The sequence below is a fragment of the Trinickia sp. LjRoot230 genome (assembly GCF_964253315.1).
GTDB lineage: Bacteria > Pseudomonadota > Gammaproteobacteria > Burkholderiales > Burkholderiaceae > Trinickia.
The window spans coordinates 1493043-1518604 of record NZ_CAXUQX020000002.1; the positions used below are offsets into that span (position 1 = coordinate 1493043).

18 protein-coding genes are annotated in these 25562 nt (G+C 60.8%); 12 read left to right on the forward strand and 6 right to left on the reverse strand.

Going from position 1 to position 25562, the window contains the following annotated elements; genetic code table 11:
* Positions 1–27 precede the first annotated feature (27 nt).
* The 4 genes from ACSQ20_RS25715 (at position 28) to ACSQ20_RS25730 (ending at position 9728) form a co-directional block, all read left to right on the forward strand.
* Positions 28–4944 (forward strand): NAD-glutamate dehydrogenase, encoded by a 4917-nt coding sequence (locus ACSQ20_RS25715; RefSeq protein WP_436025477.1) that lies wholly within the window; start codon positions 28–30, stop codon positions 4942–4944.
* Between the two features lie 196 nt (positions 4945–5140).
* Positions 5141–7600 (forward strand): mechanosensitive ion channel domain-containing protein, encoded by a 2460-nt coding sequence (locus tag ACSQ20_RS25720; protein ID WP_436025479.1) that lies wholly within the window; start codon positions 5141–5143, stop codon positions 7598–7600.
* A gap of 136 nt (positions 7601–7736) precedes the next feature.
* The gene (locus ACSQ20_RS25725; RefSeq protein ID WP_436025481.1) at positions 7737–8618 is read left to right on the forward strand and encodes an RNA polymerase sigma-70 factor; all 882 of its coding nucleotides are present in this window, start codon (positions 7737–7739) and stop codon (positions 8616–8618) included.
* A 108-nt stretch (positions 8619–8726) separates the two neighbouring features.
* Positions 8727–9728: a LysR substrate-binding domain-containing protein gene (locus ACSQ20_RS25730; RefSeq protein WP_436025483.1), complete on the forward strand. Its 1002-nt coding sequence runs from the start codon at positions 8727–8729 to the stop codon at positions 9726–9728.
* A gap of 96 nt (positions 9729–9824) precedes the next feature.
* Here ACSQ20_RS25730 and ACSQ20_RS25735 read toward each other — a convergent pair whose 3' ends face one another.
* The 5 genes from ACSQ20_RS25735 to ACSQ20_RS25755 all read right to left on the reverse strand — a co-directional run bounded on the left by ACSQ20_RS25735 (position 9825) and on the right by ACSQ20_RS25755 (position 17080).
* Complete coding sequence (locus ACSQ20_RS25735; RefSeq protein WP_436025485.1) at positions 9825–11027, reverse strand: NAD(P)/FAD-dependent oxidoreductase; 1203 nt, start codon at positions 11025–11027, stop codon at positions 9825–9827.
* Positions 11028–11095: 68 nt separating this feature from the next.
* Positions 11096–12415 (reverse strand): HlyD family efflux transporter periplasmic adaptor subunit, encoded by a 1320-nt coding sequence (locus ACSQ20_RS25740; protein ID WP_436025487.1) that lies wholly within the window; start codon positions 12413–12415, stop codon positions 11096–11098.
* Positions 12416–12448: 33 nt separating this feature from the next.
* Positions 12449–13957, reverse strand: a complete 1509-nt coding sequence (locus tag ACSQ20_RS25745) for an efflux transporter outer membrane subunit (RefSeq protein ID WP_436025489.1) — start codon at positions 13955–13957, stop codon at positions 12449–12451.
* A 112-nt stretch (positions 13958–14069) separates the two neighbouring features.
* Entirely contained in the window at positions 14070–15632 is a 1563-nt protein-coding gene (locus ACSQ20_RS25750) for a DHA2 family efflux MFS transporter permease subunit (protein ID WP_436025491.1), read from the reverse strand.
* A gap of 419 nt (positions 15633–16051) precedes the next feature.
* Complete coding sequence (locus ACSQ20_RS25755; protein WP_436025493.1) at positions 16052–17080, reverse strand: LysR family transcriptional regulator; 1029 nt, start codon at positions 17078–17080, stop codon at positions 16052–16054.
* 250 nt (positions 17081–17330) lie between these two features.
* On the opposite strand from ACSQ20_RS25755, the gene ACSQ20_RS25760 reads away from it, so the two are divergent.
* The 8 genes from ACSQ20_RS25760 to ACSQ20_RS25795 all read left to right on the forward strand — a co-directional run bounded on the left by ACSQ20_RS25760 (position 17331) and on the right by ACSQ20_RS25795 (position 25089).
* Positions 17331–17831, forward strand: a complete 501-nt coding sequence (locus tag ACSQ20_RS25760) for an Ohr family peroxiredoxin (RefSeq protein WP_436025915.1) — start codon at positions 17331–17333, stop codon at positions 17829–17831.
* A 169-nt stretch (positions 17832–18000) separates the two neighbouring features.
* Positions 18001–18753, forward strand: coding sequence for an SDR family oxidoreductase (locus tag ACSQ20_RS25765; protein ID WP_436025495.1), 753 nt, complete (start codon positions 18001–18003; stop codon positions 18751–18753).
* Between the two features lie 138 nt (positions 18754–18891).
* Positions 18892–19671, forward strand: coding sequence for an acetoacetate decarboxylase (locus ACSQ20_RS25770; protein WP_436025497.1), 780 nt, complete (start codon positions 18892–18894; stop codon positions 19669–19671).
* Positions 19672–19688: 17 nt separating this feature from the next.
* Positions 19689–20471: a 3-hydroxybutyrate dehydrogenase gene (locus ACSQ20_RS25775; RefSeq protein ID WP_436025499.1), complete on the forward strand. Its 783-nt coding sequence runs from the start codon at positions 19689–19691 to the stop codon at positions 20469–20471.
* Positions 20472–20481: 10 nt separating this feature from the next.
* Positions 20482–21765 (forward strand): DUF3734 domain-containing protein, encoded by a 1284-nt coding sequence (locus ACSQ20_RS25780; RefSeq protein ID WP_436025501.1) that lies wholly within the window; start codon positions 20482–20484, stop codon positions 21763–21765.
* Between the two features lie 31 nt (positions 21766–21796).
* On the forward strand, positions 21797–22834 hold the full coding sequence (locus ACSQ20_RS25785) for a DedA family protein/thiosulfate sulfurtransferase GlpE (protein WP_436025503.1): 1038 nt from the start codon (positions 21797–21799) through the stop codon (positions 22832–22834).
* A gap of 37 nt (positions 22835–22871) precedes the next feature.
* Positions 22872–23879: a bestrophin family protein gene (locus ACSQ20_RS25790; protein WP_436025505.1), complete on the forward strand. Its 1008-nt coding sequence runs from the start codon at positions 22872–22874 to the stop codon at positions 23877–23879.
* 148 nt (positions 23880–24027) lie between these two features.
* Positions 24028–25089: a purine-nucleoside phosphorylase gene (locus ACSQ20_RS25795; RefSeq protein ID WP_436025507.1), complete on the forward strand. Its 1062-nt coding sequence runs from the start codon at positions 24028–24030 to the stop codon at positions 25087–25089.
* 144 nt (positions 25090–25233) lie between these two features.
* On the opposite strand, the gene ACSQ20_RS25800 is transcribed toward ACSQ20_RS25795, so the two are convergent.
* Complete coding sequence (locus tag ACSQ20_RS25800; protein WP_436025509.1) at positions 25234–25527, reverse strand: DUF4148 domain-containing protein; 294 nt, start codon at positions 25525–25527, stop codon at positions 25234–25236.
* Positions 25528–25562 lie beyond the last annotated feature (35 nt).

Consider the following 25562-nt stretch of genomic DNA (forward strand, 5'->3'; position numbering starts at 1 on the left):
GCAGCTACTCCATGAGGCGGAGGACGTATGCAAACGAAAAACGAAGAAGCAGTTGCGCACTTGTTGGCTGACCTGCTCGACTATGCGCGCGGACGCTGGCCCGCCGCGGCATTCGAAACGATCGAACCGTTTCTGCGCTTTTATTACGAGCTCGTCGATACGCAGGACGTCCATAGCCGCACGTTGGCCGACCTCTACGGTGCGGCAATGGCACATTGGCAAATCGCGCAGAAGTTCGTGTCGGGCTCGCACGTGTTGCGCGTCTATAACCCGGTGGTCGACGAGCACGGCTGGCATTCCGATCACACCGTCATCGAAATCGTCAACGACGACATGCCGTTTCTCGTCGATTCGGTGACGATGGAAGTCAACCGTTGCGGCTTGACGCTGCATTCGGCCATTCACCCGGTGTTTCGCGTCTGGCGCGATGCGAGCGGTGCGATCGTGCGAATCGAACCCGGTGTGGCAGAGCATCGCGAGGATGCTTCGGCGCAACAGTCGCGGCTCGAATCGTTCATTCACTTCGAAATCGATCGCTGCGGCGATGCGGCGCGGCTTACACAGTTGCGCGCGAACATTGCGCGCATATTGGGCGACGTGCGGGCAGCCGTGGAAGACTGGCCGCGCATGATCGAGGTCGCGCGGCAGACGATCAAGCGCATGGCGGCGCGCGAATCACAACTCGAATCGCAGCCCAATTCACAGCCCAATTCGCGCCCGAATGCGGCCGAGGCCCGCGCGTTTCTCGAATGGATGGTGGCCGATCATTTCACGTTTCTCGGCCACCGCGACTACGAGCTTGTGCCGCTCGGCGATGGGCTCGGACTGCGCGCGATGCCCGGTACCGGCGCGGGTATTTTGCGAGATGGGGCGCGCGATGCCGGTGCCCGTGCGGATTCGGATACCGTTAGTGCGGAGATCACGCCATTGCCGGCTGCCGCCATGCGAGTGATCGACGAGCCGATGCCGCTCTTTTTGACGAAGGCGAATTCTCGTGCCACCGTGCATCGGCCCGGCTATCTGGACTACGTGGGGGTGAAACGCTTCGACGATGCTGGCAAGCTTGTCGGCGAGCGGCGCTTTTTGGGGCTTTACACATCGACGGCTTACACCGATGCGAGTGCGGATATCCCTATCGTCCGGCGCAAGTGCGCGAATATCATGCAGCGCGTCGGCTTCCTCGCGAAGGGACATCTGCATAAATCGTTGGTGACCGTGCTCGAGCAATATCCACGCGATGAACTTTTCCAAGCCAACGAGGACGAACTCTACGATATCGCGCTCGGCATCTTGCGTTTGCAGGAGCATCAACGCACGCGTCTTTTCGTACGGCGCGATCGTTTCGAGCGCTTCGTGTCGTGTCTCGTGTTCGTGCCGCGCGAAAAGTACAACACCGATTTGCGGCAACGGATGGCCAAGTTGCTCGCAGACGCGTTCAACGGTACGAGTGTCGAATTCACGCCGCTGCTGTCCGAATCGCCGCTTGCGCGTATTCACATCGTCGTGCGCACCGCAGCACAGGCACTGCCGCAAGTCGATACGACCGAACTCGAAGCGCGCATCGTGCAGGCGACGCGCCGATGGCAGGACGATCTGGCCGATGCGTTGCTCGAGCGCTTCGGCGAAGAAGAGGGAAACCGGCTACTCCAGCGTTATGGGGAATCGTTTCCGGCCGGCTATCGGGAAGACTACGCTGCGCGCACGGCGGTGCGCGATATCGAGTTGATTGAAACGGCCCGCGACGGCAATGCGCTCGCCATGAACCTCTATCGACCGATCGAGGCAGCGGCGCGCGCGTTTCGATTCAAGGTTTATCGCGTCGGGCAATCGATCGCGCTGTCGCGCAGCTTGCCGATGCTCGAACATCTCGGCGTGCGCGTGGACGAGGAGCGCCCTTATTTGATCGAGCCGCGAGATGCCGAGCCCGCATGGGTGCACGACTTCGGACTCGAACTGACTGATGAAGTCGAATTCGACATCGAGCGCGTAAAGAAGCTTTTCGAAGAGGCGTTCGCATGCGTTTGGGCCGGCGAAATCGAGGACGACGACTTCAACCGGCTCGTCTTGCGTGCCCAACTCGGGGCGCGCGAAGTGTCGATTCTGCGCGCACTTGCGAAGTATCTGCGGCAAGTTGGCTCCACGTTCAGCGATGCCTATATTGAGCGGGCCGTAACAGGTAACCCGCCGCTTGCGCGCAAGCTCGTGGATTTGTTCATGACGCGCTTCGACCCTGCGCTCGATGCGGCACGCGCCTCTCGCACGGAGCAGTTGCTCGGTGAAATCGGCGCGGCGCTCGATCAAGTGCCGAACCTCGACGAGGATCGCATCTTGCGTCAATTCCTCGGCGTCATCAACGCGATGGTGCGGACCAATTACTTTCGCCGTGGCCCGCATGGACGGCCGCTGCCGTACGTCTCTTTCAAGCTCGACCCCGCGCTCGTGCCGGCATTGCCCGAGCCGAAGCCGATGTTTGAGATCTGGGTCTATTCACCGCGCGTCGAGGGCGTGCATTTGCGGGGCGGACGCGTCGCGCGAGGCGGCTTGCGCTGGTCTGATCGTCGCGAGGATTTTCGCACCGAAGTATTAGGCTTGATGAAGGCGCAGATGGTGAAGAATACGGTGATCGTGCCCGTCGGATCAAAAGGTGGGTTCGTCGTGAAGAATCCGCCGCTTGGGGGCGATCGCGAAACCATCTTGCGTGAAGGCATTGCCTGCTATCAGACGTTTTTGCGCGGGCTGCTCGATGTAACGGACAACCGCATCGCCGGTGCGATCTTTCCGCCGCAAGACGTCGTGCGTCACGATGTCGACGACCCCTACCTCGTGGTAGCAGCCGACAAAGGCACCGCCACGTTCTCCGACTACGCGAATGCGATCGCGCGCGAGTATGGTTTCTGGCTCGACGATGCATTCGCGTCTGGTGGCTCGGTCGGCTACGACCACAAGAAAATGGGCATCACCGCGCGCGGCGCGTGGGAATCCGTGAAGCGGCATTTCCGCGAGATGAGCATCGATACGCAGACGACGGATTTCACCGTGGTTGGCGTGGGCGACATGTCGGGCGATGTGTTCGGCAACGGCATGCTTTTATCGCGTCATATTCGGTTGATCGCGGCATTCGATCATCGTCATATCTTTCTCGATCCAAACCCGGACACCGAAGCGAGCTTTGTCGAAAGGGCGAGGCTTTTCGCATTGGAGCGATCGAGTTGGGCCGATTACGATGCCACGCTCATTTCGACGGGCGGCGGTATCTATCCGCGTACGGCGAAGACGATTGTCGTGTCGCCGGCGGTGCGGGCAGTGCTCGGTGTCGATGCAACCGCGCTTGCGCCTAACGAACTTATTCGCGCAATTTTGCTCGCGCCCGTCGATCTTCTTTATAACGGCGGCATTGGCACGTACGTGAAGGCAACGCGCGAAACGCACGCGCAAGTGGGCGACCGGACCAACGACGGCGTGCGCGTGAATGGCGCGGAGCTGCGCGCGAAGGTCGTCGCCGAAGGCGGCAATCTTGGGCTCACGCAGCTTGGGCGAATCGAATATGCGCTGAAAGGCGGACGCGTCAATACGGATGCCATCGACAACTCCGCGGGCGTGGATTGTTCGGACCATGAGGTCAACATCAAGATTCTGCTCGGGCTCGTCGTCACCGAGGGCGAGCTGACCGAGAAGCAGCGCAATGCTTTGCTCGCCGAGATGACGGATGAGGTTGGCGAACTGGTGCTGCGCGATAACTATCAGCAAACGCGGGCACTTTCGATAGCGGGGCGTTATTCGGCCGCATTGCTCGACGCCGAGATTCGGTTGATGCGCGCGCTCGAACGCGCGGGCCGGCTCAATCGTGTGATCGAATTTTTGCCGACCGATGAGGAAGTAACGGAGCGTCAGGCCGCAGGGCTCGGGCTCACGTCGCCCGAGCGCGCGGTGCTGCTCGCTTACAGCAAGATGTGGTTGTTCGATGAACTGCTGGGCTCCGATTTGCCGGAGGACCCGCTCGTCGCCGATTTCTTTCGCGATTATTTCCCGAAGCCGCTGCAAGTGCGCTTTGCCGCAGCAAGCGAGCATCATCCGCTCAAGCGCGAAATTCTCGCGACCCATTTGGCGAATGCACTCGTCAATCGCGTCGGTTGCACATTCGTGCATGGGCTGCAGGAGGAAACAGATGCGAAGGCGAGCGAGATCGTGCGCGCCGCAATCGTGGCCCGCGACGTGTTTCATATCGACGACATCTGGACGCGCATCGACGCACTCGGAAACGACGTGGCCGACGATGTGCAGGCGCGCATGTTCGTCGACGTCGCGCGCATGCTCGAGCGTTCCGCGCTCTGGTTCTTGCGGCATATGCAGGCTACCGACATGACGCGTGAAGGCGGCGATGCGATGGCGGCGTTGATCGAGCGATGCCGCGAAGCGGCCGAGCGGCTTTTGCCGCAGCTTGATCGACTGCTGCCCGAGGCTGACCTTGCGTCGCTGGCCGAGCGCAGGCAGTCGCTCGAAGCGGCTGGAGTCGATGCGGAGCTGGCCACGCGCGTCGCCAGTGGCGAGATTGCGGCATCGGTGCTGGATATCGCCGATATCGCTTCGACGACGGCGCGACCGCTTGAGCTCGTCGCAGGCGTTTATTTTGCGCTCGGCACCGCGCTCAACTATGCGTTCATCGCCGAACGCGTCGGCGCACTGCCAACGCCGACACATTGGGACGTGCTTGCGCGGGCCGCCGCGTTAGCGGAGCTCGCCCGGCTCAAGCGTGCGTTGACCGCAAGCGCGCTCCATGCCGAGCACGACACACCCGAATCGATCGCCGACGCATGGCAGACGAAACGGGCGGCGGCGCTTGCGCGTTACGGCCGCTTGCTCGCGGAACAACGGGCAACGGGCGGTGCGAGCCTCGCGATGCTGCTTGTGCTCGTGCGGGAAATGGCGGCGCTCGAACGCGCTTGAGACGCAGGCGGACATGGCCAGATACGAAAGGCAAATGTAAGCAGGCGCGATTATTGCTGCACCCCGCGCATCGCTTTTATGAACCGTTTGCGTGAGAGCGAGGTCGTAGGGAGTGTCGTGCTTCGAGCCGGCAACGGCTGGCGCCCCGCTTGCGCCTTATCTGCTCTTGTCCTTCGTTTCCCCACCGTTTTGTCCTATGCGCAAATTCATCGTTGTGGCGTTGTTCTTCTTATGTTTGACCGGCGCCGCCTATGGCCAACAGGCGGCCTCAGCGTCGGCGGCTTCGAATCCGTCACCTGTCACGCTGACGCCGGACCAAGCGAAGCGCGCGCTTGACGCGATCAACGACCCGAGGACGCGCGCCAAACTCACGGATACGTTGCGGGCCATTGCGGCTGCGGGTGCATTGAGTGCGCCGCCCGCGAGCAGCACCGCGGCTAGTGCGGCGCCGGCCAGCGGCGCATCGGCGGTGCTGGCTGCTATCACCGAAAACGGGCTCGTTTCGCAGGTGGCGCGCCAGACGGCCAAGACGCTACGTAATGCGGCGTTGTCAGTGCGGCGTTCGTCCGCGGCGCTGCTCGATGTGGGTTCGGTACGCGCGTGGTGGGGCTATGAGATCTCGAGCGTGAATGGACGAGCGCAGCTGCGCGAGCTCGCGGGCACGCTATCGGCGGCGCTGTTGCCGGCATGGCTGGTTGGCGTGCTTATCGCACGGTTGTTGAAGAATCGCATCGCCGCGCTTGGCGCGAATGGTGCCGATCGCGATACAGCGACGACGGCCGCCAACGATGCCGCGGATGAAGCCGCGGATGAAGCCGCAGATAAAGCCGCAGATAAAGCCGCAGATAAAGCAGCCAACGATGCGATCGACGCATCGCAAGCCATCGCCAAGCGGCCCGGTGCGCATGCAATCGATGCCGATGCCGAACGTGCCGCGCGCACTCAACGCAATGCAGCGCGCGCAGGTCAACACTGGTCGTTGCTGCAGCGGTTGCCGTTCGCGTTGTTGCATACGCTTTTGAAAGCGATTCCGCTCGTGGTGTCGGTTGCCATCGCCGTGCTTGCGATGTCACTGCTCACCGATGACGGAACGGCTGAGGAAGGCGTCCTCGATACGCTGATACAAATCTTCGCCATCGCTCGTGTCATCGCGCTTGCATGTGGGCTCTTGCTCGCGACGGACGCGCCCAAGCTGAGGCTCGTGCGGTTGTCGGACGAGTCCGCGACGTTCATCGAGCGATGGCTCGTCCGGCTGATCGCGGTGGTTGCGTTGGGCATCGCGCTTGCCGAAGCGCCTGTGCCGCTTGGGCTTTCCACCGAAGCGCACCTTGGCATTGTGAAAGCGGTCACGCTGATCGGTCACGTGATGATTGCCTTTTTGATTCTGCAAATTCGCGCGCCTGTTGCCGCATGGATTCGCGAGACCACCGGCAAGACGCGTGCGTTTGCATTCATCGGCCATTGGCTTGCCGATGCCTGGGCGTTCATCGCCGTTTTTGTCGTGATGGCCTTGTGGTTCGTTTGGGCGCTCGACGTACGGAGCGGCTATCGCGTGCTGCTCGGTCATGGCGGTATTTCGCTCGCTATCTTGATCGGGGCGCGGTTGGTCGCGATCGTCACATACGGTGTACTCGGTCGCATGTTCCGTTCGGCGAACGGCCCGGATGGCTCCATTGCCCTGCAGCACGCGCATCGCTACTATCCGTTGCTGCGTCGGGTGATCTCCCTCGCGATCGTGCTCGTGGCCGCCAATTTTGTCCTGTCGGTGTGGGGCATCCATATGTGGCAGGCGCTAGTGGAAAAAGACTTGGGGCGACGGTTCCTGTCGGCCTGTATCACGGTGGCGGTGGCAGCATTCGCCGCGATCGTCGTATGGGAAGCGATCAACGTGTCGATCGAGCGGCGGCTGATCAAATGGACCACGGCTGGAGACCTGATGCGCGCGGCGCGGTTGCGGACCTTGCTGCCGATGTTTCGCACGGCACTGTTCATCGGCATCGCGCTCGTCGTCGGGCTGACGGGCCTCAGCGAAATCGGCGTCAACATTGGCCCGTTACTCGCGGGCGCGAGCATCTTTGGCGTAGCGCTCGGTTTCGGATCGCAAAAGCTCGTACAAGACTTCATTACCGGCATGTTCCTGTTGATGGAGAATGCGATGCAGGTGGGCGACTGGGTGACGGTGGCCGGCGTGTCGGGCGTGGTCGAATATCTGTCGATTCGTACCGTGCGCCTGCGTGGTGGCGATGGCTCGCTGTACACGATTCCGTTCAGCTCGGTGACGACGGTCAACAATACGAATCGTGGCCTTGGCAATGCATCAGTCAAGATCAACATCGCGTACGGGCAAGACATCGATCTTGCTGTGCAGACCTTGTCGGAAATCGGGAAAGAGCTACGTGAAGACCCGAAGTTCAAGGACGGCATCGTGTCCGATTTCAGCTTCTGGGGCGTCGATCAGGTGGACGGCGCGATGGTGGCGCTGATCGGGCAGATGCAATGCCGCGATACGGCGCGCTGGCCCGTGCAACGCGAATTCAATCGGCGCATTTTCCAGCAATTCCGTGAACGCGGCATCGAGATCGCCAATCCGCTGCGCACCGTGGTGGTGTCGCCGGGCGATGCGGTCGCGCCGAATGGGCAGTCGGCGCAATCGTGATCTGAATATTTCGGAGTACTTATCAATAACGAGGGCAATCCAGGGGGAGCGGAGCGCTGTCCCGTCCGTGGCAATATGCGGCCTCAGGCACGCTATTCCGATCAGGCTTGTGCAGAACGCAAGGGGACGGTTGTTCATGGACGACGACGCGCATACCTTTAATGTGCTCTGCCCGCGGTTGCAGAAGATTGCCTATCGAATGCTGGGCTCCGTGGCGGAAGCCGAAGATATCGTGCAGGACGTCTGGCTGCGCTGGGATGCCGCGGCTCGCGAAAGCATCGACAACGCGGAAGCATGGCTCGTCGCGGTCACAACGCGGCTGTCCATCGACCGTCTGCGCGCGGCGAAGATTCAGCGCGAACACTACCGAGGCGTCTGGTTGCCCGAGCCGGAGATCACTGGCTTTCCGGCTACCCCCGAGGAGATAGCAGAGCGTACAGATGACGTTTCCGTCGCATTTCTGATGCTGCTCGAGCGGCTGACGCCCGAAGCTCGCGCAGCTTTCCTGTTGCGAGAGATCTTCGACGCTGACTACAGCGAAGTCGCCGCGGTTATCGGTAAGACGGAGGCGGCGTGTCGGCAACTGGTGAGTCGTGCAAAAGCCCAGCTACGCGACGAGCGCCCGCGTTATGCGGTACCGCGCGAGACGTACCACCGTCTGTTGCAGATGTTCGCGCAGGCGGTGGAGCGCGGCGACTTCCATGCGATCAACGCATTGCTGGCCGAAGACGCCACGCTGATCGGCGATGGTGGCGGAAAAGTGCCGAGCTTCCCGAAACCGATGGTGGGCGGCCGGCGAATTGCCCAGCTTTTCTATGCGTCGGCGCGGCGTTACGGCAGCGAGCTCAGCATCAAGCTCGCCGAACTCAATGGTCAGTGGGCGCTGCTGCGTTTCATCGGAGGAAAGCTCGAATCCGCCCAGTTGTTCGAAACGGACGGCGAACGCATCGAGCGCATCTTCGTGCAACTCAACCCCGACAAGCTCGCGCGCATTGCCGCGGCATACGCCAAAAGTTGAAGCTGCAATCGCCACCGGTGCCCATCGCTAAAAAAAACCGGCGAGCGATGTCACAAATGACCGTGCTGTTACGTCTAGCCGAGTTTGGACTTTACGACTCGCGCCTGTATGTCAGACTCCCGATCACATCGCCCCTTCGCAGGCAACAACGACCCGTTCGCGAGCAGCTTTGCGGCCAGCTATGCCGGGGTCCTTTCTTTTCTGGCTGTCGCGAATGAAGGCAGCTTCGCCCGCGCGGGCGACCGCCTCGGCATTGGCCGTTCATCGGTTAGCCGCAACGTGCAGAAACTCGAGGCCCAGCTCGAGGTGCGTCTGTTCCTGCGCACGACGCGCAGTACCTCGCTGACGCGCGAGGGCGATCTTTTCTACGAGAACTGTCAGCCTGGCATAGAGCGTATCGTCCAGGCGCTCGAGGACATGCGCGAACTGCGCAACGGCCCGCCTCGCGGCCATCTGCGCATCTCGTCGACGTCGGGCTTCGGCCGAAAGATCGTCGCGCCGCTGCTGCAAGGCTTTCATTCGAAATATCCCGACATCGCGCTGGAATTGTTGTTGAACGAGCGCCCCGCCGACTTCACCGCGGATCGCGTCGACGTTGCGTTTTGCGACGGACGCATGGAAGACAGCGGGATAGTCGCGCGACAACTCATTGCGATGCAGACGATCGTCTGCGCGTCGCCCGCTTATGCACGTATTAGCGGTTTGCCGCAAAACGTCGACGAACTCGTGGCGCATCGCTGCATTAATTTCCGCACGGCCTCTGGCCGCGTCACCGACTGGGAGTTCAAGGTCGACGGCCGTGCTGTGCGGCGCCAGCCTGTCGCGCAGCACACATTCAACGATGCAGAGCTGATCGTGCAGGCGGTGCTCGACGGCCTCGGCATCGCGCAGTTGCCGGCCTATCAAGTGTGCGATCTGCTTGGCAGCGGTCAGTTGATCAGTTGTCTCGCGCAGTACGCTCCCGACGATGGCGGCCACTACATCTGCTATCTCAGTCGTAAGCATCTTCCCGCGCGAATCCGCGTGTTCATCGACTATATGACCGAGCAGACGAGAGCGATGGATGTGCAATGCCCAGCGGGGCTCGCGACGCTATCGATAGTCGACTGAATCCCGCACTGCGCCGCGGTGGGTCCCACGCCGACGTTCCCCCGAGCACGGGGAACGTCGGCAAATCGCACGCAGCACAAGACAAGCGTGTTACGCCTACGAGAGATAGGGATTGCCTGCGGCGAGCGCTTGCTCGCGATCGGCCGCGGGTGGGTAGATCCATTGTGTGTTGATGAGCATCTTGCGTTCCTTGCCTTCCTTACGCGTGAGCTTGACCTGCCGGTCCCAGCCTTCCGTATAGACAGCTCCCCACACGCCGAGGTCCAGACACGTCGCGTAGAACGGCTGACGGTACTCGATGGTCGGCAAGCCCAGCAGATCGGCGGCTACGTTATGACCGGCGAATCGCCCCATGAATTGTGCGTGCTGGCACGACATCAGCGAGTAGTGCGCTTCATCGTCGGTGAGTGCGCGTACCACGTCGCCTGCGCCGAAGATGTCGTTAGCGCCTGTCACACGAAGGTCGGCGGCTACTTCCATGCGGCCTTGGCGATCCACGTTTGGCGACACCTGCGCAGTCAACCCGCTTGCCACCATGCCGCCGGTCCAGATGACGGTGTCGGCATCGATACGCTCGCCGGACGCAGTGACGACGCCGGTGGCATCCAGTGAGACCACGCCGGCGCCCACACGCGTTTCGATGCCGAGGTGGTCCAGTGCCTCGATGATCTCGGGACGCGGACCAGGCCCGAGATCGGGGCCGATGGCGTCGGCGCGCTCCACCACAACGATGCGCGGGCGCACGGTTTCGCCGAGGATGGCACGAAGCCGTTGCGGCAGTTCTGTTGCGACTTCGAGCCCGGTGAATCCACCGCCTACCACCACGAAGGTATTGCGCGCCGCGGTGTCCGGCTTCGATGCCAGGCTCTCCAGGTGTTCGCGCAGCGCAACGGCCTCGTTGAGCTGGTCCACCGCGAACGCGTGGTCGGCTAGTCCAGGCAGCGGCGGACGGAACAGACGGCTGCCGCTCGTCAGCACGAGGCGATCATAGCCGACAGATTGCGTCTCGCCGGTCGCCGTGGTGACATCCACGCAGCGATCGGCACGATGGATGCGCTCGACCGTGCCTTCGACGAAGTTCACATCGACGGCATTCAGCAACGGCAGGAACGGCACCGCCATCTGCTCGGGGTGAGCTTCATGCAAGCGCGGGCGTATGTGAAGCTCGGGTCGTGGGGACACCAGCGTTATCTCGACCGTCGAGCGGGCGTCGCCCTGCAGATCGACGACACGCGCGGCGCCCAGCGCTGTCCACAGGCCGGCAAAGCCGCCGCCGACAATCAGAATCCTGCGTTTCATAGCTGTTACCTCGTTTCTTGAGTGAGTGGGGCTGCCGGGCTTCACGGCGCGGCAGCGGGTGAAATGCATCAACCTGCGTTGCCCGTGCGGTCGCGCGAAGCAACTTTCTTCGCGGCCGCTTTTGGCGCTGCGTTTGCCACTGCCTTGGAGGCAATCTCGCGCGAAGCCGTCTTGTTCTGCTCGATGAGGCGAGCGATCTCGGCATCGGCCTCGGCGCCGTGCCGTGCGAAGACGTCGGTGCGATAACTCGTGTTGTTCGCCGCACCGAGCTGGGCGCCCGAAACATCATGCGTGTCGGCATCGACCTGCATCGACAGGCCGATACGCAGCGGATGGGCTTCAAGTTCGCGCTGATCCAACAGGATGCGCACCGGTAGACGCTGAACGATCTTGATCCAGTTACCCGTGGCGTTTTGCGCCGGCAGTGTCGCAAACGCGCCGCCCGTGCCGGCTGAGAAGCCTTCGATCCGGCCGTGATAGACGACGCTCGAACCGTACACGTCCGCTGTCAGCGTAACGGGCTGGCCGATGCGCATGTGCTTCAGTTGCACTTCCTTGAAGTTCGCATCGACCCACACGCCGTCGAGTGGCACGATTGCCATCAGCGGCGTGCCGGGCGACACCCGTTGGCCCACCTGAACCGAGCGCTTCGCGATATAGCCCGTCACCGGCGCAGGCAACGTGTTGCGGGCGTAGGCCAGATACGCGTCTCGCACTTTCGACGCGGCGGCCTGCACGTCGGGATGACGGTCGACCGTTGTGCGGTCAGTCAGCGCATGGTTTGCTTCATCCTGCTGGCGCGCAGCGTCGAGGGCCGCCTGCGCCGCGTTCACCGCATCGCGGGCGTGGGCAATGTCTTCGGCCGACACGGCGCCCGTATTCGCGACGGCCTCGCGCCGACGCAAGTCGTCCGCGACGCGCGCAAGCTCGGATTTACGTTGCGCGACGTTCGCTGCATAGAAGTCGTTATTCACATACAGACTGCTCACGCGACGCACTGTCTGACCAAGGGCCGCCTCGGCGTTGGTCAGTGCGATCTTCGCATCGGCGGGGTCGAGCGTCACGACCGCCTCGCCCGCCTTCACGATCTGCGTGTCGTCGGCGTTGACAGCGATTACCGTGCCTGTGACCTGCGGTGTCAACTGCACCAGATTGCCGCTCACATAGGCGTCGTCGGTGGACTCGTGATAGCGGCCGTACGTGTAGTAGTGGGCGCCATAGGCCGCACCCGCTACCACCACGGCGATTGCCAGGAGCGCAATCAGGGGCTTGCGTCGATTGGGGGGCGTTGCGCCCGCACTATTGACGGTGGTAGTGGTCTGCGCGCCACTGGTCGTTTCGCCACGTTGTTCCGCCCGCTCGCGGCCCGAAGTAATGGTATCGCTCATTTCAAATCTCCTGAGGGGTAGGCGAACTGCCGTTCAATGCGCGGCGCCGGTGGCGTTGGTTTGCGCAACCGCATCTGTGCGATGGATTGCCTGTGCCGAGGTGTCGACATAGCCGCCGCCGAGCGCTGATGCCAGTGCAATCTGCTGATCGCGGCGGTTCATCTTCAGGTTGGCCACGGCTAGATCGGCGTTCAATGCTGTGACATCCGCATTGAGCACGGTCAGCTGGTTGGCGAGACCGGCCTTGTACTGCGTGATCGCGAGTTGGTCTGCGCTCTGTGCCGCCCGCTGCGCCGTTTGTGCGTCGACAAGCTGCGCATCGCTTGAGCGGATCTCGCCAAGCTGCGTGGCAACGTTGGCAAGTACCGTCACGAGCGTCTGGTTGTAGGCGGCCACCGCATAATCGAACTCGGCATAGCGGCCCTTGAGCTGCGCACGCAGTGCACCTGCGTCGAAAATCGGCAAGTGGATCGCGGGGCCCACCGAAGCCGTGCGGCTCGCGGCGGTGAGGAAGCGGCCGAAACCGAGCGCGTCGAGGCCGATCGCTGCGCTCAGGTTGATGTCGGGATAGAACTCCGCCTTCGCTTCCTTCACTTCGTGTGTCATCGCATCGACACGCCAGCGGGCAGCGACGATGTCGGGGCGGCGGCCCAACAAATCCGCCGGCAGGTTGTCCGGCAGCCGCACGTCGTCGCCGGTGCCGAGTGCGGGACGCTCGATCGAGAGACCGCGATCAGGCCCGGCGCCGATCAAGACGGCCAACTGGTAGCGCGTCGTCAGGATGCGGCCGTCGAACGCGGCGACACTGGCGCGGCTCGTTGCCAGATTCGCCTGCGCCGTCTTACGCTCCACTTCGGTATCGAGGCCGGTTGCGATGCGGCCTGCGGTGATCCGATCGATCTGTTCGCGGCGCGCCACTTCCTGCAGTGCAACATCGCGCAGCACATAAAGGCGGGCCAACTCGTTGTAAGTGCGTGCGATCGCGGTACTCAGCGTTAGCTTCACCAATTCTTCGTCGGCCTTGCTCGCTTGCATCTGCGACACGGCCGCCCTCAGCGCTTCGCGATTCTTGCCCCAGAGGTCGAGGTCGTACGATGCGCTCAGCAGCCCCTTGTTTTCGGTCTGCCATGAGCCCGCATAGGGCGGCGGAATCATCGCGGTGCTGCTGAACTGCTGGCGCGTCAGCGCGTAGTTCGCGTCGACGCGCGGCATCGTAGCGGCCTTTGCGGTTTCGCTAAAGGCCTGTGCCGCGCTCACCCGTGCGCGTGCCTGCGCGAGCGTCGGGCTGCCATTCAGCGCTTCGGCGATCAGCCTCCTTAGCTGCGCATCGCCGAACTGTTCGGTCCAATCGGCAGCGGGCCAGTGGCCGTGCTCGGCGGGCAGGCTTCGAGACGTCTCGAGTTGTTGCGGCTGCGCGATCTGTTTGTCGCTATGGATGCCTGCGTAGTTTGCACATGCCGAAAGCGCCGCGGCACAGATTGCCGACGCACTCCGTTTCAGGGCGCGAGTGCCAATGCCCGAACTGCAAGTCTGCGATTTCATTTTCGACGAGCCCGATCAAATGAGTAATGGAAGCCGCATACGCACCAAGCCGAAACCCGAGGAGTGGCGTGCCGTGATCAGCATGAATCCGACGCTGCGTGCGAGGCACCGCTCAGTGGCCACCTGCAGCCGCCGCGCCCGCGCCTGCACCCTTGCCAGGCTTCGTCAACCAGATCAGCGGAATGATCGCGACAAAGATCACCGCCGACATCCAGAAAATGTCGTTCAGCCCAAGCATTGATGCCTGCGCGTTGAGTGACGATTCGAAGAAAGCGGTGGCTTTGGCAGCGCTCGTATTGAGCGTGGTTTGCAGGTTGGCAATCGTGCTGACGAAGTTTGGATTGTTCACGCTCGTCACTTCGACAAGCCTTGCGTGATGCAGGATCGTCCGGTCGTTCCAGCTGGTGGTGACCAGAGACGTCCCCACCGCGCCCGCGAAAATGCGCGCGAAGTTGGACAGGCCGGCCGCGGCAGGAATCTTCTCGGGCGGCAGCCCCGACAGGATGATGGCCGTGAGTGGCGTGAAGAAGAGCGCGGTGGGGATGCCTTGCAGCAGGGTTGGCAGAACCAGCGTGTAGGCGTCGACGTTCGTCGTGTAATGCGAGCGCATCAGGAACACCCCGGCAAATCCGATAAAGGCCAACGTGGCGAGCACCCGCGTGTCGGAGCGCGGCATGATCTTTCCCAGTACGGGCGCCAGCATTACCGAGAAGATGCCGAGCGGCGCGGTCACGAGCCCTGCATCTACTGAGCGATAGCCGAGATAGCCCTGAATCCACTGCGGCAGGACGACCAGATTCGCGAAGAAGATTGCGAACGCAACCGAAATCGCCACCGTGCCGCCGAGGAAATTGCGCCCCGCAAAGAGACGCAAATCGACAACCGGCTTTTCCGCCGTGAGTTCCCAGATAAGAAAGAACAGAAAGCTGACTGCCGCGACGATGGTCAACACCCAGATCACCGAAGAGTTGAACCAGTCGAGATCCTTGCCCTTGTCGAGCATGATCTGTAGCGATGCGACCCATACGATTAGCGAGAGCAACCCGATCTTGTCGATCGGAACCTTGCGCACAGGGGTTTCGCGGTCCCGGTAAATCGCCCAGATCACCCCGGCAGCGAAGAGGCCAACCGGGACGTTGATATAGAAGATCCAGGACCAGCTATAGCTGTCGGTGATCCAGCCGCCCAGCGCGGGACCTGCAATCGGCCCGACTGTCGCGGTCATCGCCCACAGCGACAGTGCGCCAGAACTCTTCTCCTTGGGAAAGGAGGAGAGAAGCAACGCCTGCGACAGCGGCACGAGCGGTCCTGCCACAGCACCCTGCACGATGCGGGCGGCGAGCAGCAGCGGCAAATTCGGAGCGAGTCCGCATGCTGCGGACGACAGCACGAACAGCAAGATCGCCCAGACAAACAGCCTGACCTGACCGACCCGTTGCGTGAGCCAGCCGGTCAGCGGAATCGACACTGCATTGGCCGCGGCGAACAGCGTAATGACCCACGTACCCTCGTCGACCGACACGCCTAGGTTGCCGGAGAGCGTCGGAATCGCGACGTTGGCAATCGACGAATCGAGCACGTTCATGAACGTGGCGAGCGCGACGGCGAACGTGCCGAGTGCGAACCTGGCGCCAGTCAATGGCGTGTGGGCGCTGGGGTTGTTCTGTGGGCTCATGTCAATTCCGTTAGGATTACTAAATAATGTGATCGGCTACCTGACGAAAATCGGCTCGAGAATATTGATTACTGCTGTCCGTCGACAGGCCTCGCGGGAAGATCGCGATGTGGGAGGCGGATGTCAGGCCTCAGAGAACGCCGCTGAACGAGACGGCAATGGCGAGCCCGACATTGACAGCGGATAGCATGATCCAGCCTACGAACAGCAGCAGCGGTCCGAGACGAAACATGATGTTCTCCTCCAACGCGCTCAACGATTCGTCAACTTGATGGAGCGGACGGCGTTGTGATGTCGGAATGGTAGGCGCGCGGTCTTAGCCGCGGTAGATACGCGTCGGAACACTCACTGTTTCCTCGCCAGCACCAATGGGTGCCACCGAGGTTAGTGCTCACGAAGTCAGCAGGAGGTGAGTCGCTTCACGCCTGAAGATCGGTTTTTGATTCTTCCGTATAGAAATTCGGCAGACAAAGCAGGTTGAGTGCGCGAATCTCGTCCGTCATGAAATCGACGAACACCCGAATGCGCGATGGCAAATGTTGCCGGCTTAGATAACAGATATAGTGGCCGCGATCATCCGGCACATACCGCGTTAAAGCCATGACGAGCTCATTGCGCGCGATGAGTTCGCACACCTGATAGCCGGGCATCTGCGCAATGCCGCGGCCTTGGAGCACCGCATTCAAGACCAGGTCGGCGTCGTTGAATGTGCGGCGAGACGTGGGCAGGTACTTCCGCACCTGACCATCGACCTTGAACTCCCATTCGCACACGCGGCCATTGGAGAAGCGGAAGTTGATGCATTCATGTTGAGACAGGTCTTCGAGGGCATTCGGCAGGCCATACGCTTGCACGTAGGAGGGTGCGGCGCAAAGCGCCATCTGCATCGGCACCAGTTGTTTGGCGATAATGCTGGAGTCTTCGATGCGCCCATCGCGAAAAGCCACGTCGATCTGATCGGAGACAAAGTCGGTCGGGCGATCGTCGAGCAACAGATCGACCGCGATCTCGGGGTAGGCCTTCATGAATTTTTCGAGTAGCGGCTCCACCACCTTTCTGCCGAATCCCACTGTCGAGCTGATGCGAACGAGGCCGCGTGGCGGGCCTTCACGAAGCTCGAGCATGTCATTCATCGCCTCGATGATACGGCTCACGCCCTGATCGCATTTCTCGAAGAATCGCTTGCCCTCCAGCGTCAGCTGGGTTGACCGGGTGGTTCTAAGGAAAAGGCGAGTGCTCAACTGCGTTTCGAGCTTCTGAACATTTCGGCAGACAGCCGAGCGCCCGATTCCCAATCGCTCCCCGGCTTTGACGAAGCTCCCCTCCGCGGCCACTGCCATGAACGCGATGATTCCTGTGTAACTCGTTGCGAAGACGTTAGACAAATCGTCAACGCGATTTGGGAAGCCGACGTTGAAGCCGTGCGGGGATATATCCGATTGATCCATTGCTGGTCCTAATTGGATTGGTGCCCAATTGGAAACACCGCGAGTCCGTGAATGACGCTTCCGTTACAATCCGCGCTCATCTACCATGGGCACGGCGTTGCCCCGTAGTCTAACCAGGAATTGAGGCGCGCGACGACGATCGCGGTTGTTGGTGACCGCTTTCGGGAAGAAATCGTTCGGGCAGTTTGCCATTTCCGAACGCTCGTTCGGTCCAGGTCCGAACAAGCGTCATAGAAATAGAGAATGCGTGATGGACAAGGAAAAACTGCAAGCTCCCCCGGCATCGCTCCTCGACAGATATCGAGGCCGGGATTTTCATCCGCTATACACAACGACAGTCACCGTTTCCGGCGGCGAAACGGGACATGGCCGCGCGTCCGGCGTCGCGCGTTCGGACGACGGCAATCTTAATATGGAACTGCGGTTGCCCCCGGAGCTCGGAGGGCCCGGAAACGGGACCAATCCCGAGCAATTGTTCGCGGCGGGCTTTGCTGCTTGCTTTCACGGCGCGCTGAATCTGCTCTGCCAACGCGCCAGACTGGAGACGAACGACACCGTCGTCGAAGCGCAGGTTTCGTTTGGTCGCGACCCCATGGATGGCGGATATGAGCTTGTCGTCGACCTGCGGGTCAAAATGCCGGGTGTCGAGCGGCGCGTGGCCGAAGAGCTGGTTCGAAACACAGAGCGCCTGTGCCCGTATGCAAAGATGGCCAGACAAGGGACTGTCAATATCGTGACCGTCGTTGACTGACGAGACCGGCGCATTTTTCGTGTGACCGGCGCTCGAGGGTGCTCGACTTCCGATTGGTGCCACAGAGGCAACACCGTGCGTCTGTGTACATGTCTACCGCGACAAGCCGCGTCCAACTACGATGACTTCATGCGGCACATCGCCGCTCACGACATCTGGAGTGAGAATCATGAAGATCGTTGTCATCGGCGGCACTGGCCTGATCGGCTCGAAGACGGTTGCCATTTTGCGCCAGGGCGGCCATGAGGTCGTCGCCGCCTCACCCAAAAGCGGCATCAACAGCATCACGGGCGAAGGACTTCAAGAGGCCATGAACGGCGCGCACGTGGTGATCGATCTCGCCAATTCGCCATCGTTTGAAGATAACGCGGTGATCGAGTTCTTCGAGGCCTCCGGCCGCAATATTCACGCAGCGGAGGCCGTAGCCGGCGTCAAGCATCATGTCGCGCTATCCATCGTCGGTACGGACCGGACGCCCGACAACGGCTATTTCCGCGCCAAGGTCGCGCAGGAGAAACTGGTCGAGAAGGCCGGCATTCCCTATACGATCATCCGCTCGACGCAGTTTCTGGAATTCCTGGGCGGCATCGCCGCGTCGAGCGTGCAGGGCAATACGGTCAGGGTCTCGCCCGGCCTGTTCCAACCGATCGCGGCAGATGACGTCGCTGCCATCGTTGCCGACGTTGCGCTTGCCGCGCCGCGAAACGGCATCGTCGAGATCGCGGGTGCGCAACGCGCGCCGTTCAACGAAATCATCGCTCGGTATCTGTCGGCTATCGGCGACCCGCGTGAGGTCGTGTGTGATCCTGAGGCCCGATACTTCGGCGGCCGCGTCGAGGAGCATTCGCTGGTGCCATTGGGCGAAGCGCGCCTGGGGCATATTGGCCTCGACGAATGGCTTCGCCGCTCACAGGCAGCCTGAAACCGTAACGCCAACCGTAAGCATCGCGCGAAAGCGCGCAGCGGACTTCACTGCTCCAGGCGAACGCATGTCATTCGTCTCGGCAGCAGCGCAGTTGCAACGCGTGTTCGCAGCACTTCACCAACCGAGGATCGACCCGTGACCGAAGAAGATATCCGCGAGAATGCCTTTGCGATGCCCGTGCACAATCCCGCATATCCGCGCCCGCCTTTTCGCTTCATCAATCGCGAGTACTTCATCGTCTCGTATGAGACGGATATGGATGCGCTCAAGGCCGTCGTTCCGGAACCCCTGATTGCCGACAATGCGACGGTGCATTATGAATTCATTCGCATGCCCGATTCGTCGGGGTTCGGCGACTACACGGAAAGCGGGCAGGTGATCTCGGTCCTCGATGAGGATGGGAACCGCGCCAACTTCACGCACGCTATGTATCTGGACGACGAAGGTCCTATTGCGGGCGGACGGGAAATCTGGGGATTTCCCAAGAAGCTCGCGTCACCGAAATTGTGCGTCGATGGCAAGGATACGCTGCTCGGTACGCTCGACTACGGCACGCAGCGCATCGCCACCGGAACGATGGGCTACAAGTATCGCGCAATCGATACGGCCGCCGAGCGTCGCAAGCTCGCCGACACACCGAATTATTTGCTCAAAGTGATTCCGCACGTCGATGGAACGGCGCGCATTTGCGAACTGGTGCGCTTCTTCTTGCGCGATGTCGAAGTCACCGGCGCGTGGGAAGGGCCCGCGGCGCTCGAGCTGCATCCGCACGCACTCGCATCGGTCGCTGATCTTCCCGTTCGCAAGGTAATCGGCGCACGCCATGTCATTGCAAATCTCACACTTGATATCGGCGAAGTGGCCTACGACTATCTCGCGCCGGCCGAGCCGATGAAACTCGCAGTCAACCAGTAATCTCTCGCGGAGGACCTATGTCATTGAACGATAAAGTTGCGCTCGTCACGGGTGCGGCAAGCGGTATTGGTGAGCAGTGCGCGCGCAAACTCGCGGCAGACGGCGCGACGGCCGTGATCGCGGATTTAAATCTCTCGAACGCCCAAAGAGTTGCTGACGACATCGTTGCAAAGGGCGGCAAAGCGATCGCCGTCGCCATGGACGTGACCAGCGAAGAAGCGGTCAATGCGGGCGTTGCCGAAACGGTCAGCCGGCTGGGCGGCCTCGATGTGCTCGTGTCCAATGCCGGTATCCAGATCGTCAACCGGATCGAAGACTACGCATTTTCCGACTGGAAGAAGATGCTGGCCATTCACCTCGACGGTGCGTTTCTCACGACCAAAGCCGCGCTCAAGCATATGTATGCGTCCAACAGATGTGGCGCAGTGATCTACATGGGCTCGGTTCACTCGCACGAGGCGTCGCAGCTCAAGTCCGCCTATGTGACTGCAAAACACGGGCTGCTCGGTCTCGCTCGTGTTGTCGCGAAGGAGGGGGGGCCGCGTGGTGTGCGCGCGAACGTCGTGTGTCCAGGGTTCGTCAGAACGCCGCTCGTCGACAAGCAGATTCCCGAACAGGCGAAGGCGCTGGGGATTTCCGAGCAGCAAGTGGTGAAGGACGTGATGTTGAGGGAGACGGTCGACGGTGGATTCACATCGCTCGCGGATGTCGCCAACACGGTTGCATTCCTCGCCGGTTTTGAGTCGAACGCGCTCACCGGACAGTCTATTGTGGTCAGCCACGGCTGGTTCATGCAGTAAGGAGACGAACATGTATGCGAGTCGGCGTAACAAGCTACGGCAGCCCCACCATCTGAAGCTGCCTCCTTACCATGAAATCGGGCTCGTGCTCCAAGGGGGCGGGGCACTGGGCTCATATCAGGCGGGCGTCTATGAAGGCCTCGCCGAAGTCGGTATCGAACCGACCCGGATCTCGGGGGTATCCATTGGTGCACTGAACACCGCGATCATCGCAGGCAATGCACCCGAGGACCGAGCGGAGGCACTGCGCGGCTTTTGGAACACCATCAGCCAACCAGCGGATGCCTTGTCGCACGTTGGCGCGTTTATTCCCGCATGGCTCGGGTTTGAAGACATCGGGCGCAAGTGGTCAGGCGCGTGGGCTGCCACGCGCACCCTGCTGGAAGGTCAGCAGGGGTTCTTTTCTCCACGCATGCCCGCGCCTTTTGCAGGTCTGATCAGGAAGCGTCCCGATCAGGTCAGTCATTACGACACCTCGGCATTGCGCGAAACGCTTTTGAAATATGCCAACTTCGATCGCATCAATGACGGCAACATTCGCGTGTCTGTTGGAGCGGTCAACGTGCGAACGGGCAATCTCGTCTATTTCGACAATTCGACGATGCGGCTGGCACCGGAACATTTCATTGCATCGGGTGCGTTGCCACCGGGTTTTCCGGCCGTTGAAATCGATGGAGAGTTTTACTGGGACGGAGGGCTTGTTTCCAATACCCCGCTCACAGAGATCATCAAAGAAAGCCAGCACAAGGACACGCTCGTTTTCCAGGTTGATCTGTGGAGCTCTCGAGGCAAACTGCCAGGCGACTTTCTGGACGTCAGCGAGCGTACCAAAGATATTCAGTACTCGAGCCGCACGCGGGCGATCACGGCATTCATGTCGCAGAACCAGAAGCATGCGCAGATGATCAAGGCGTTGCTCGAGCACATTCCCGAGAAGGTGCGGCTTGCTCATCCGTTGATTCGGGAGGCGCAGAAAACGGCCGATGGCAGCGCGGTGAACGTCGTGCATCTGATCTACAAGAACAAGTCGTTCGAGGGGCACTACAAGGACTATGAATTCAGCAAGGATACGATGCGCGAACATTGGGCGAGCGGTCTAGAGGATATTCGCCGTTCGTTAGGGCACCCCGAGTGGCTCGATATTCCCAGCCGCGAAATAGGCTTTGTCACGCGGGACGTGCACCGCTATCGACCGGAAATCGACGACACCGCTGGCCCCGTCAAGGAAGCTGTATCAGAAACGAGGCGTTCGCCCGAGGAAGAACTGTCAGGCGTCAGGTTGATGAAAGCCTGATCGCGCCTCTCGAGCCAGAAGGAGGGTGACCATGTTGTCGCATGAACTGATCGCGCGGTACGGAGTGTTGGTCGTCTTCCTCAATGTGCTTGGCGCTTCGCTAGGTTTGCCGCTGCCTGTCATGCCGACACTGATCACGGTTGGGGCCGGCGTTACGATAGCCACAACTGTTTTATCGTCGACGTTGTCGCATTTCGCCATGATGCTGGGCGCCGCTGTTATCGGTGGTGTGGTTGGGGATCTGATTTGGTTTCAGGGGGGTAGGCGATATGGTGAACGCACGCTTCATGCCGTTTGCAAACTGTCGCTGTCACGCGAAAAATGCGTCAGGAAGACGGAGCGATTCTTTGGGCGCTGGGGTGTCCGAGTCCTGATCGTCGCGCGATTCGTACCCGGCCTCTCACTCGTTGCAGTGCCGCTATGCGGTGCGATGGCGGTCAGATTGCGCTCCTTCGTTTCGCACGATTGTGTGGGCGTCGCGCTTTGGGCATCGGTTGGATTGGCCGTCGGCGGAATATTCGCTTCGCAAATCGACATGATATTTGCGCTGGTCCCCCGGCTTGGCCGGCCAGCATTCGGCTTGCTTGGCATCGTGCTCGCGTCGTATATCGCATATCGATATTGCCGGCGCATCCTGTTGGCAAAAGCGCTCGAAAAAGCGCGGATCAGCGCGGGCGAGTTGCATGCACTACTCGCGGGCAACCCGCGTCCCGTCGTCTTCGATATCCGCTCCCGCGAACGGCGCACGCTCGATCCGGTGGTCATCCCCGGCGCGGTGCTTGCCGATGAACGGAAGCTGCGGAAGCTGGTTGCGCGCTACGGCACAAATCGGACGCTAGTCATCTATTGTTCATGTCCAAATGACGTATCCGCGGCGCGGATGGCCAAGCGCTTGCGGCTAGCCGGCGTCAAGCTTGCACTGCCGCTTGCCGGCGGTATCGACGCGTGGCGCCTGGCGGGGTTCGGGGTCGAGTCGATGGTCGAAACAGAAGCCGCCGCGCTCAGTGATGAGCAACGGTCGATTGATGTCGAGACCGCTGCGCACGAGCCCGCATTCCTGACGGATTAGCCACTCCTATTCTGGGCGGTTTGCCGCTCCAATCGTCATGCATCTGGGAAAATCGTACAAGTTTTCTGAGTTCCTTATCTGGACCAGGAGGCAGATTTACGGGCTCGCTCTTTGGGCGAGCGTGCCAGTTATTCTCTATAAATTTTTTGGTCTTGCCTGGTTGTCCATACCGATGACGGTTGTTGCGTTGCTCGGCACCGCCACCTCGTTCGTGGTCGGATTCAAGAACGTCCAGACTTACAATCGCGCGATGGAAGCGCAAGCTGTTTGGACTTCGATCTTGAGCGCGAGTCGGGTCTGGGGCATGATCGCAAGAGATTTTCCCGACGATTTCGAACGCTCGAAAGAGCTGATATACCGGCATTTCGCGTGGCTGACGGCGTTACGTTATGAACTTAGGCAACCGCGCGTCTGGGAAAGTATGAACCGGTCATTCAATATCGAATATCAACGCTTCTATCGGATTCCCGAGCGGGAAGTGGCAATTGAAGACGTGTTGCCGGCGTATTTGCCGAAAGCCGAGCTTACGCAAGTTCTATCAAGTGTGAACAAGGCCGCCACGGTCATCAGCTTGCAGAGTGCCGCGATCAGCCGATTACTTGCATCCGGGCGGATCAGCAGCAACTTCTACATGGAAATGGAACGGGCGCTTCGGGATTTGATTACGCAGCAGGCCAAAGCCGAGCAACTCAAAAATTTTCCTTATCCTCGTCAGTACGCAACGGTGAACACATTGTTCGTGCGGTTCTTTTGCCTCATTTTTCCGTTTGGCTTGCTGCAAGAGTTCAACAAGCTTAACGATGGCGTCACCGGGCTCATGCATGGCAACATGATTTGGCTCGTCGTTCCTTTCAGTGTGATGGTGTCGTGGATGTACACCTCGCTGGAACAGGTCGGCTGTAGCACCGAGAACCCGTTCGAGGGCGGCGCCAATGACGTGCCGATTTCAATGCTTTGTCGCACCGTGGAGCGCGAGCTGAAGGAGGTCTTGGGCGAAGCCGGGGCATTTTCCGTGTTCGAGCCGCAGACCAGCGTCATCGTGTAGGCCAGCGTCGTAACTTGGAACTCAAGCGAATAGTGCTTTGTTGTCCAACTCAGTAGTACTCTGTGCCGGCTGACGTCTCCAAACGTCAGTGGTACCCGCAGTGGCTAGCGGTTTTCTTCTCAACATTTTCGAATCAGAAGGAACGTCTATGCTTACTCGCTCCATTTTGTCGATCGGCGCGTTGGCACTTGCAGCATGTGCTGCGACGGCCTCCAACGCGCAAGACAGTGCCGATAGTTTTTCCGAATCCGATTCCCATGGCCACCCAGTCAAGGTAATGATTATTTCGATGTTCGGGCCCGAAGGGCAGGTATGGCTCGATCATCTCGGCCCGTGGAAGGCGGTGAAGATCGCAGGGCTGTCGCCCGATTATCCCGACGTGCATTGCAATGCGCAGGCGGTTTGCGTGATGACGACGGGTATGGGCCACGCGAATGCGGCCGCGTCGATCATGGCATTGGCTTTCTCGCAACGTTTCGATTTGCGGCACACCTACTTCCTGGTGGCAGGTATTGCCGGCATCGACCCGGCCCAAGGCACGATTGGCTCCGCGGCATGGGCCAAATATCTCGTTGATTTCGGCATTCAATGGGAACTCGACGGCCGTGAAATCCCGGCCGGGTGGAAAACCGGTTATCTCGGCATCAATACGAAAAGTCCGACGCAAAAGCCGCCGCTCGACTATCGCACCGAAGTATTCAAGCTGAACACCGATCTTGCCGACGCCGCGTTTGCGTTATCGCGCAATGTCGTGCTGTCGGATAGCGCGCAAGCGCAGGCGGCGCGGGCCAAGTACAACTATGGTCCGGCAAATTGGCCACCGGCCGTCATTCAGTGCGATACCCTCGCGGGCGACACCTGGTGGTCCGGCACACTGCTCGGCGAGCGCGCGCGCGAATGGACGAAGATCATGACCGACCGCAAGGGCGTCTACTGCACGACGCAGCAGGAAGACAACGCAACCTATGAAGCGCTCAAGCGTGCGGCGAGCGCGCAGCGTGTCGATCTAAACCGCGTTGCGGTGCTGCGTTCCGGATCGGACTTCGATCGTCCCTACGCGGGGCAGACGAGCGCCGACAACCTGCTCAACTATCAAGACCAGGGCGGATTTGGTCCGGCTGTCGCGAACTTGTATCTGGCCGGTAATCCGCTCGTCCAGGACATCGTGACGCATTGGGAGCGGTGGCGCGACGGTGTTCCGCGTCGTTAGACGTCCTAGGCGTTCCGCTCGCCGCGGCGGATTGCAGCCGCGGCGAGAACGGAACCCAGAGCGGCGTGTCGGTGGCCCAATGATCGAGCAGCGATGAACTGTAGTCGAACATCGTGGCGCCTCTTGGTTCGCCGTGCATACCGGTTACTTATTGGCGAGCGATACGCCCGCGTTGCCTTCTTGCGCAGCGATACGAGCGGCTTGAGTTTGCCCTTCGAGCCCGATGTTCGGATAGCTTTGCTTGTTCATCGAAGGCAACGTGCCGTCGCGTTGTGCGGCAACCAACTCGGCGCGCACTTCCGCGCGGGTCTTTGCGCTCGTGCCAATCCATGCTTGATCGTTGTACGAGCCCGAGCGGCCAATGCTGCCGTCTGCAAATGCGGCGGTGCTGGCAGCGGCGAGGGAAATCAAAACTGCGGCGGTAAGCGTGCGTTTCATGGTGATGCTCCTGTCGATTGATTGCGGCGCTGACG

Excerpts from the sequence above, each read along its gene's own strand:
- ACSQ20_RS25780 (WP_436025501.1), top strand. The coding sequence starts at position 20,482 with ATGTATGCGAGTCGGCGTAACAAGCTACGGCAGCCCCACCATCTGAAG.
- ACSQ20_RS25785 (WP_436025503.1), top strand. The coding sequence starts at position 21,797 with ATGTTGTCGCATGAACTGATCGCGCGGTACGGAGTGTTGGTCGTCTTC.
- ACSQ20_RS25755 (WP_436025493.1), bottom strand. The coding sequence starts at position 17,080 with ATGGATCAATCGGATATATCCCCGCACGGCTTCAACGTCGGCTTCCCA.
- ACSQ20_RS25745 (WP_436025489.1), bottom strand. The coding sequence starts at position 13,957 with ATGAAATCGCAGACTTGCAGTTCGGGCATTGGCACTCGCGCCCTGAAA.
- ACSQ20_RS25715 (WP_436025477.1), top strand. The coding sequence starts at position 28 with ATGCAAACGAAAAACGAAGAAGCAGTTGCGCACTTGTTGGCTGACCTG.
- ACSQ20_RS25760 (WP_436025915.1), top strand. The coding sequence starts at position 17,331 with ATGGACAAGGAAAAACTGCAAGCTCCCCCGGCATCGCTCCTCGACAGA.
- ACSQ20_RS25735 (WP_436025485.1), bottom strand. The coding sequence starts at position 11,027 with ATGAAACGCAGGATTCTGATTGTCGGCGGCGGCTTTGCCGGCCTGTGG.
- ACSQ20_RS25725 (WP_436025481.1), top strand. The coding sequence starts at position 7,737 with ATGGACGACGACGCGCATACCTTTAATGTGCTCTGCCCGCGGTTGCAG.
- ACSQ20_RS25740 (WP_436025487.1), bottom strand. The coding sequence starts at position 12,415 with ATGAGCGATACCATTACTTCGGGCCGCGAGCGGGCGGAACAACGTGGC.
- ACSQ20_RS25720 (WP_436025479.1), top strand. The coding sequence starts at position 5,141 with ATGCGCAAATTCATCGTTGTGGCGTTGTTCTTCTTATGTTTGACCGGC.
- ACSQ20_RS25730 (WP_436025483.1), top strand. The coding sequence starts at position 8,727 with ATGTCAGACTCCCGATCACATCGCCCCTTCGCAGGCAACAACGACCCG.
- ACSQ20_RS25790 (WP_436025505.1), top strand. The coding sequence starts at position 22,872 with ATGCATCTGGGAAAATCGTACAAGTTTTCTGAGTTCCTTATCTGGACC.
- ACSQ20_RS25750 (WP_436025491.1), bottom strand. The coding sequence starts at position 15,632 with ATGAGCCCACAGAACAACCCCAGCGCCCACACGCCATTGACTGGCGCC.
- ACSQ20_RS25795 (WP_436025507.1), top strand. The coding sequence starts at position 24,028 with ATGCTTACTCGCTCCATTTTGTCGATCGGCGCGTTGGCACTTGCAGCA.
- ACSQ20_RS25765 (WP_436025495.1), top strand. The coding sequence starts at position 18,001 with ATGAAGATCGTTGTCATCGGCGGCACTGGCCTGATCGGCTCGAAGACG.
- ACSQ20_RS25775 (WP_436025499.1), top strand. The coding sequence starts at position 19,689 with ATGTCATTGAACGATAAAGTTGCGCTCGTCACGGGTGCGGCAAGCGGT.
- ACSQ20_RS25800 (WP_436025509.1), bottom strand. The coding sequence starts at position 25,527 with ATGAAACGCACGCTTACCGCCGCAGTTTTGATTTCCCTCGCCGCTGCC.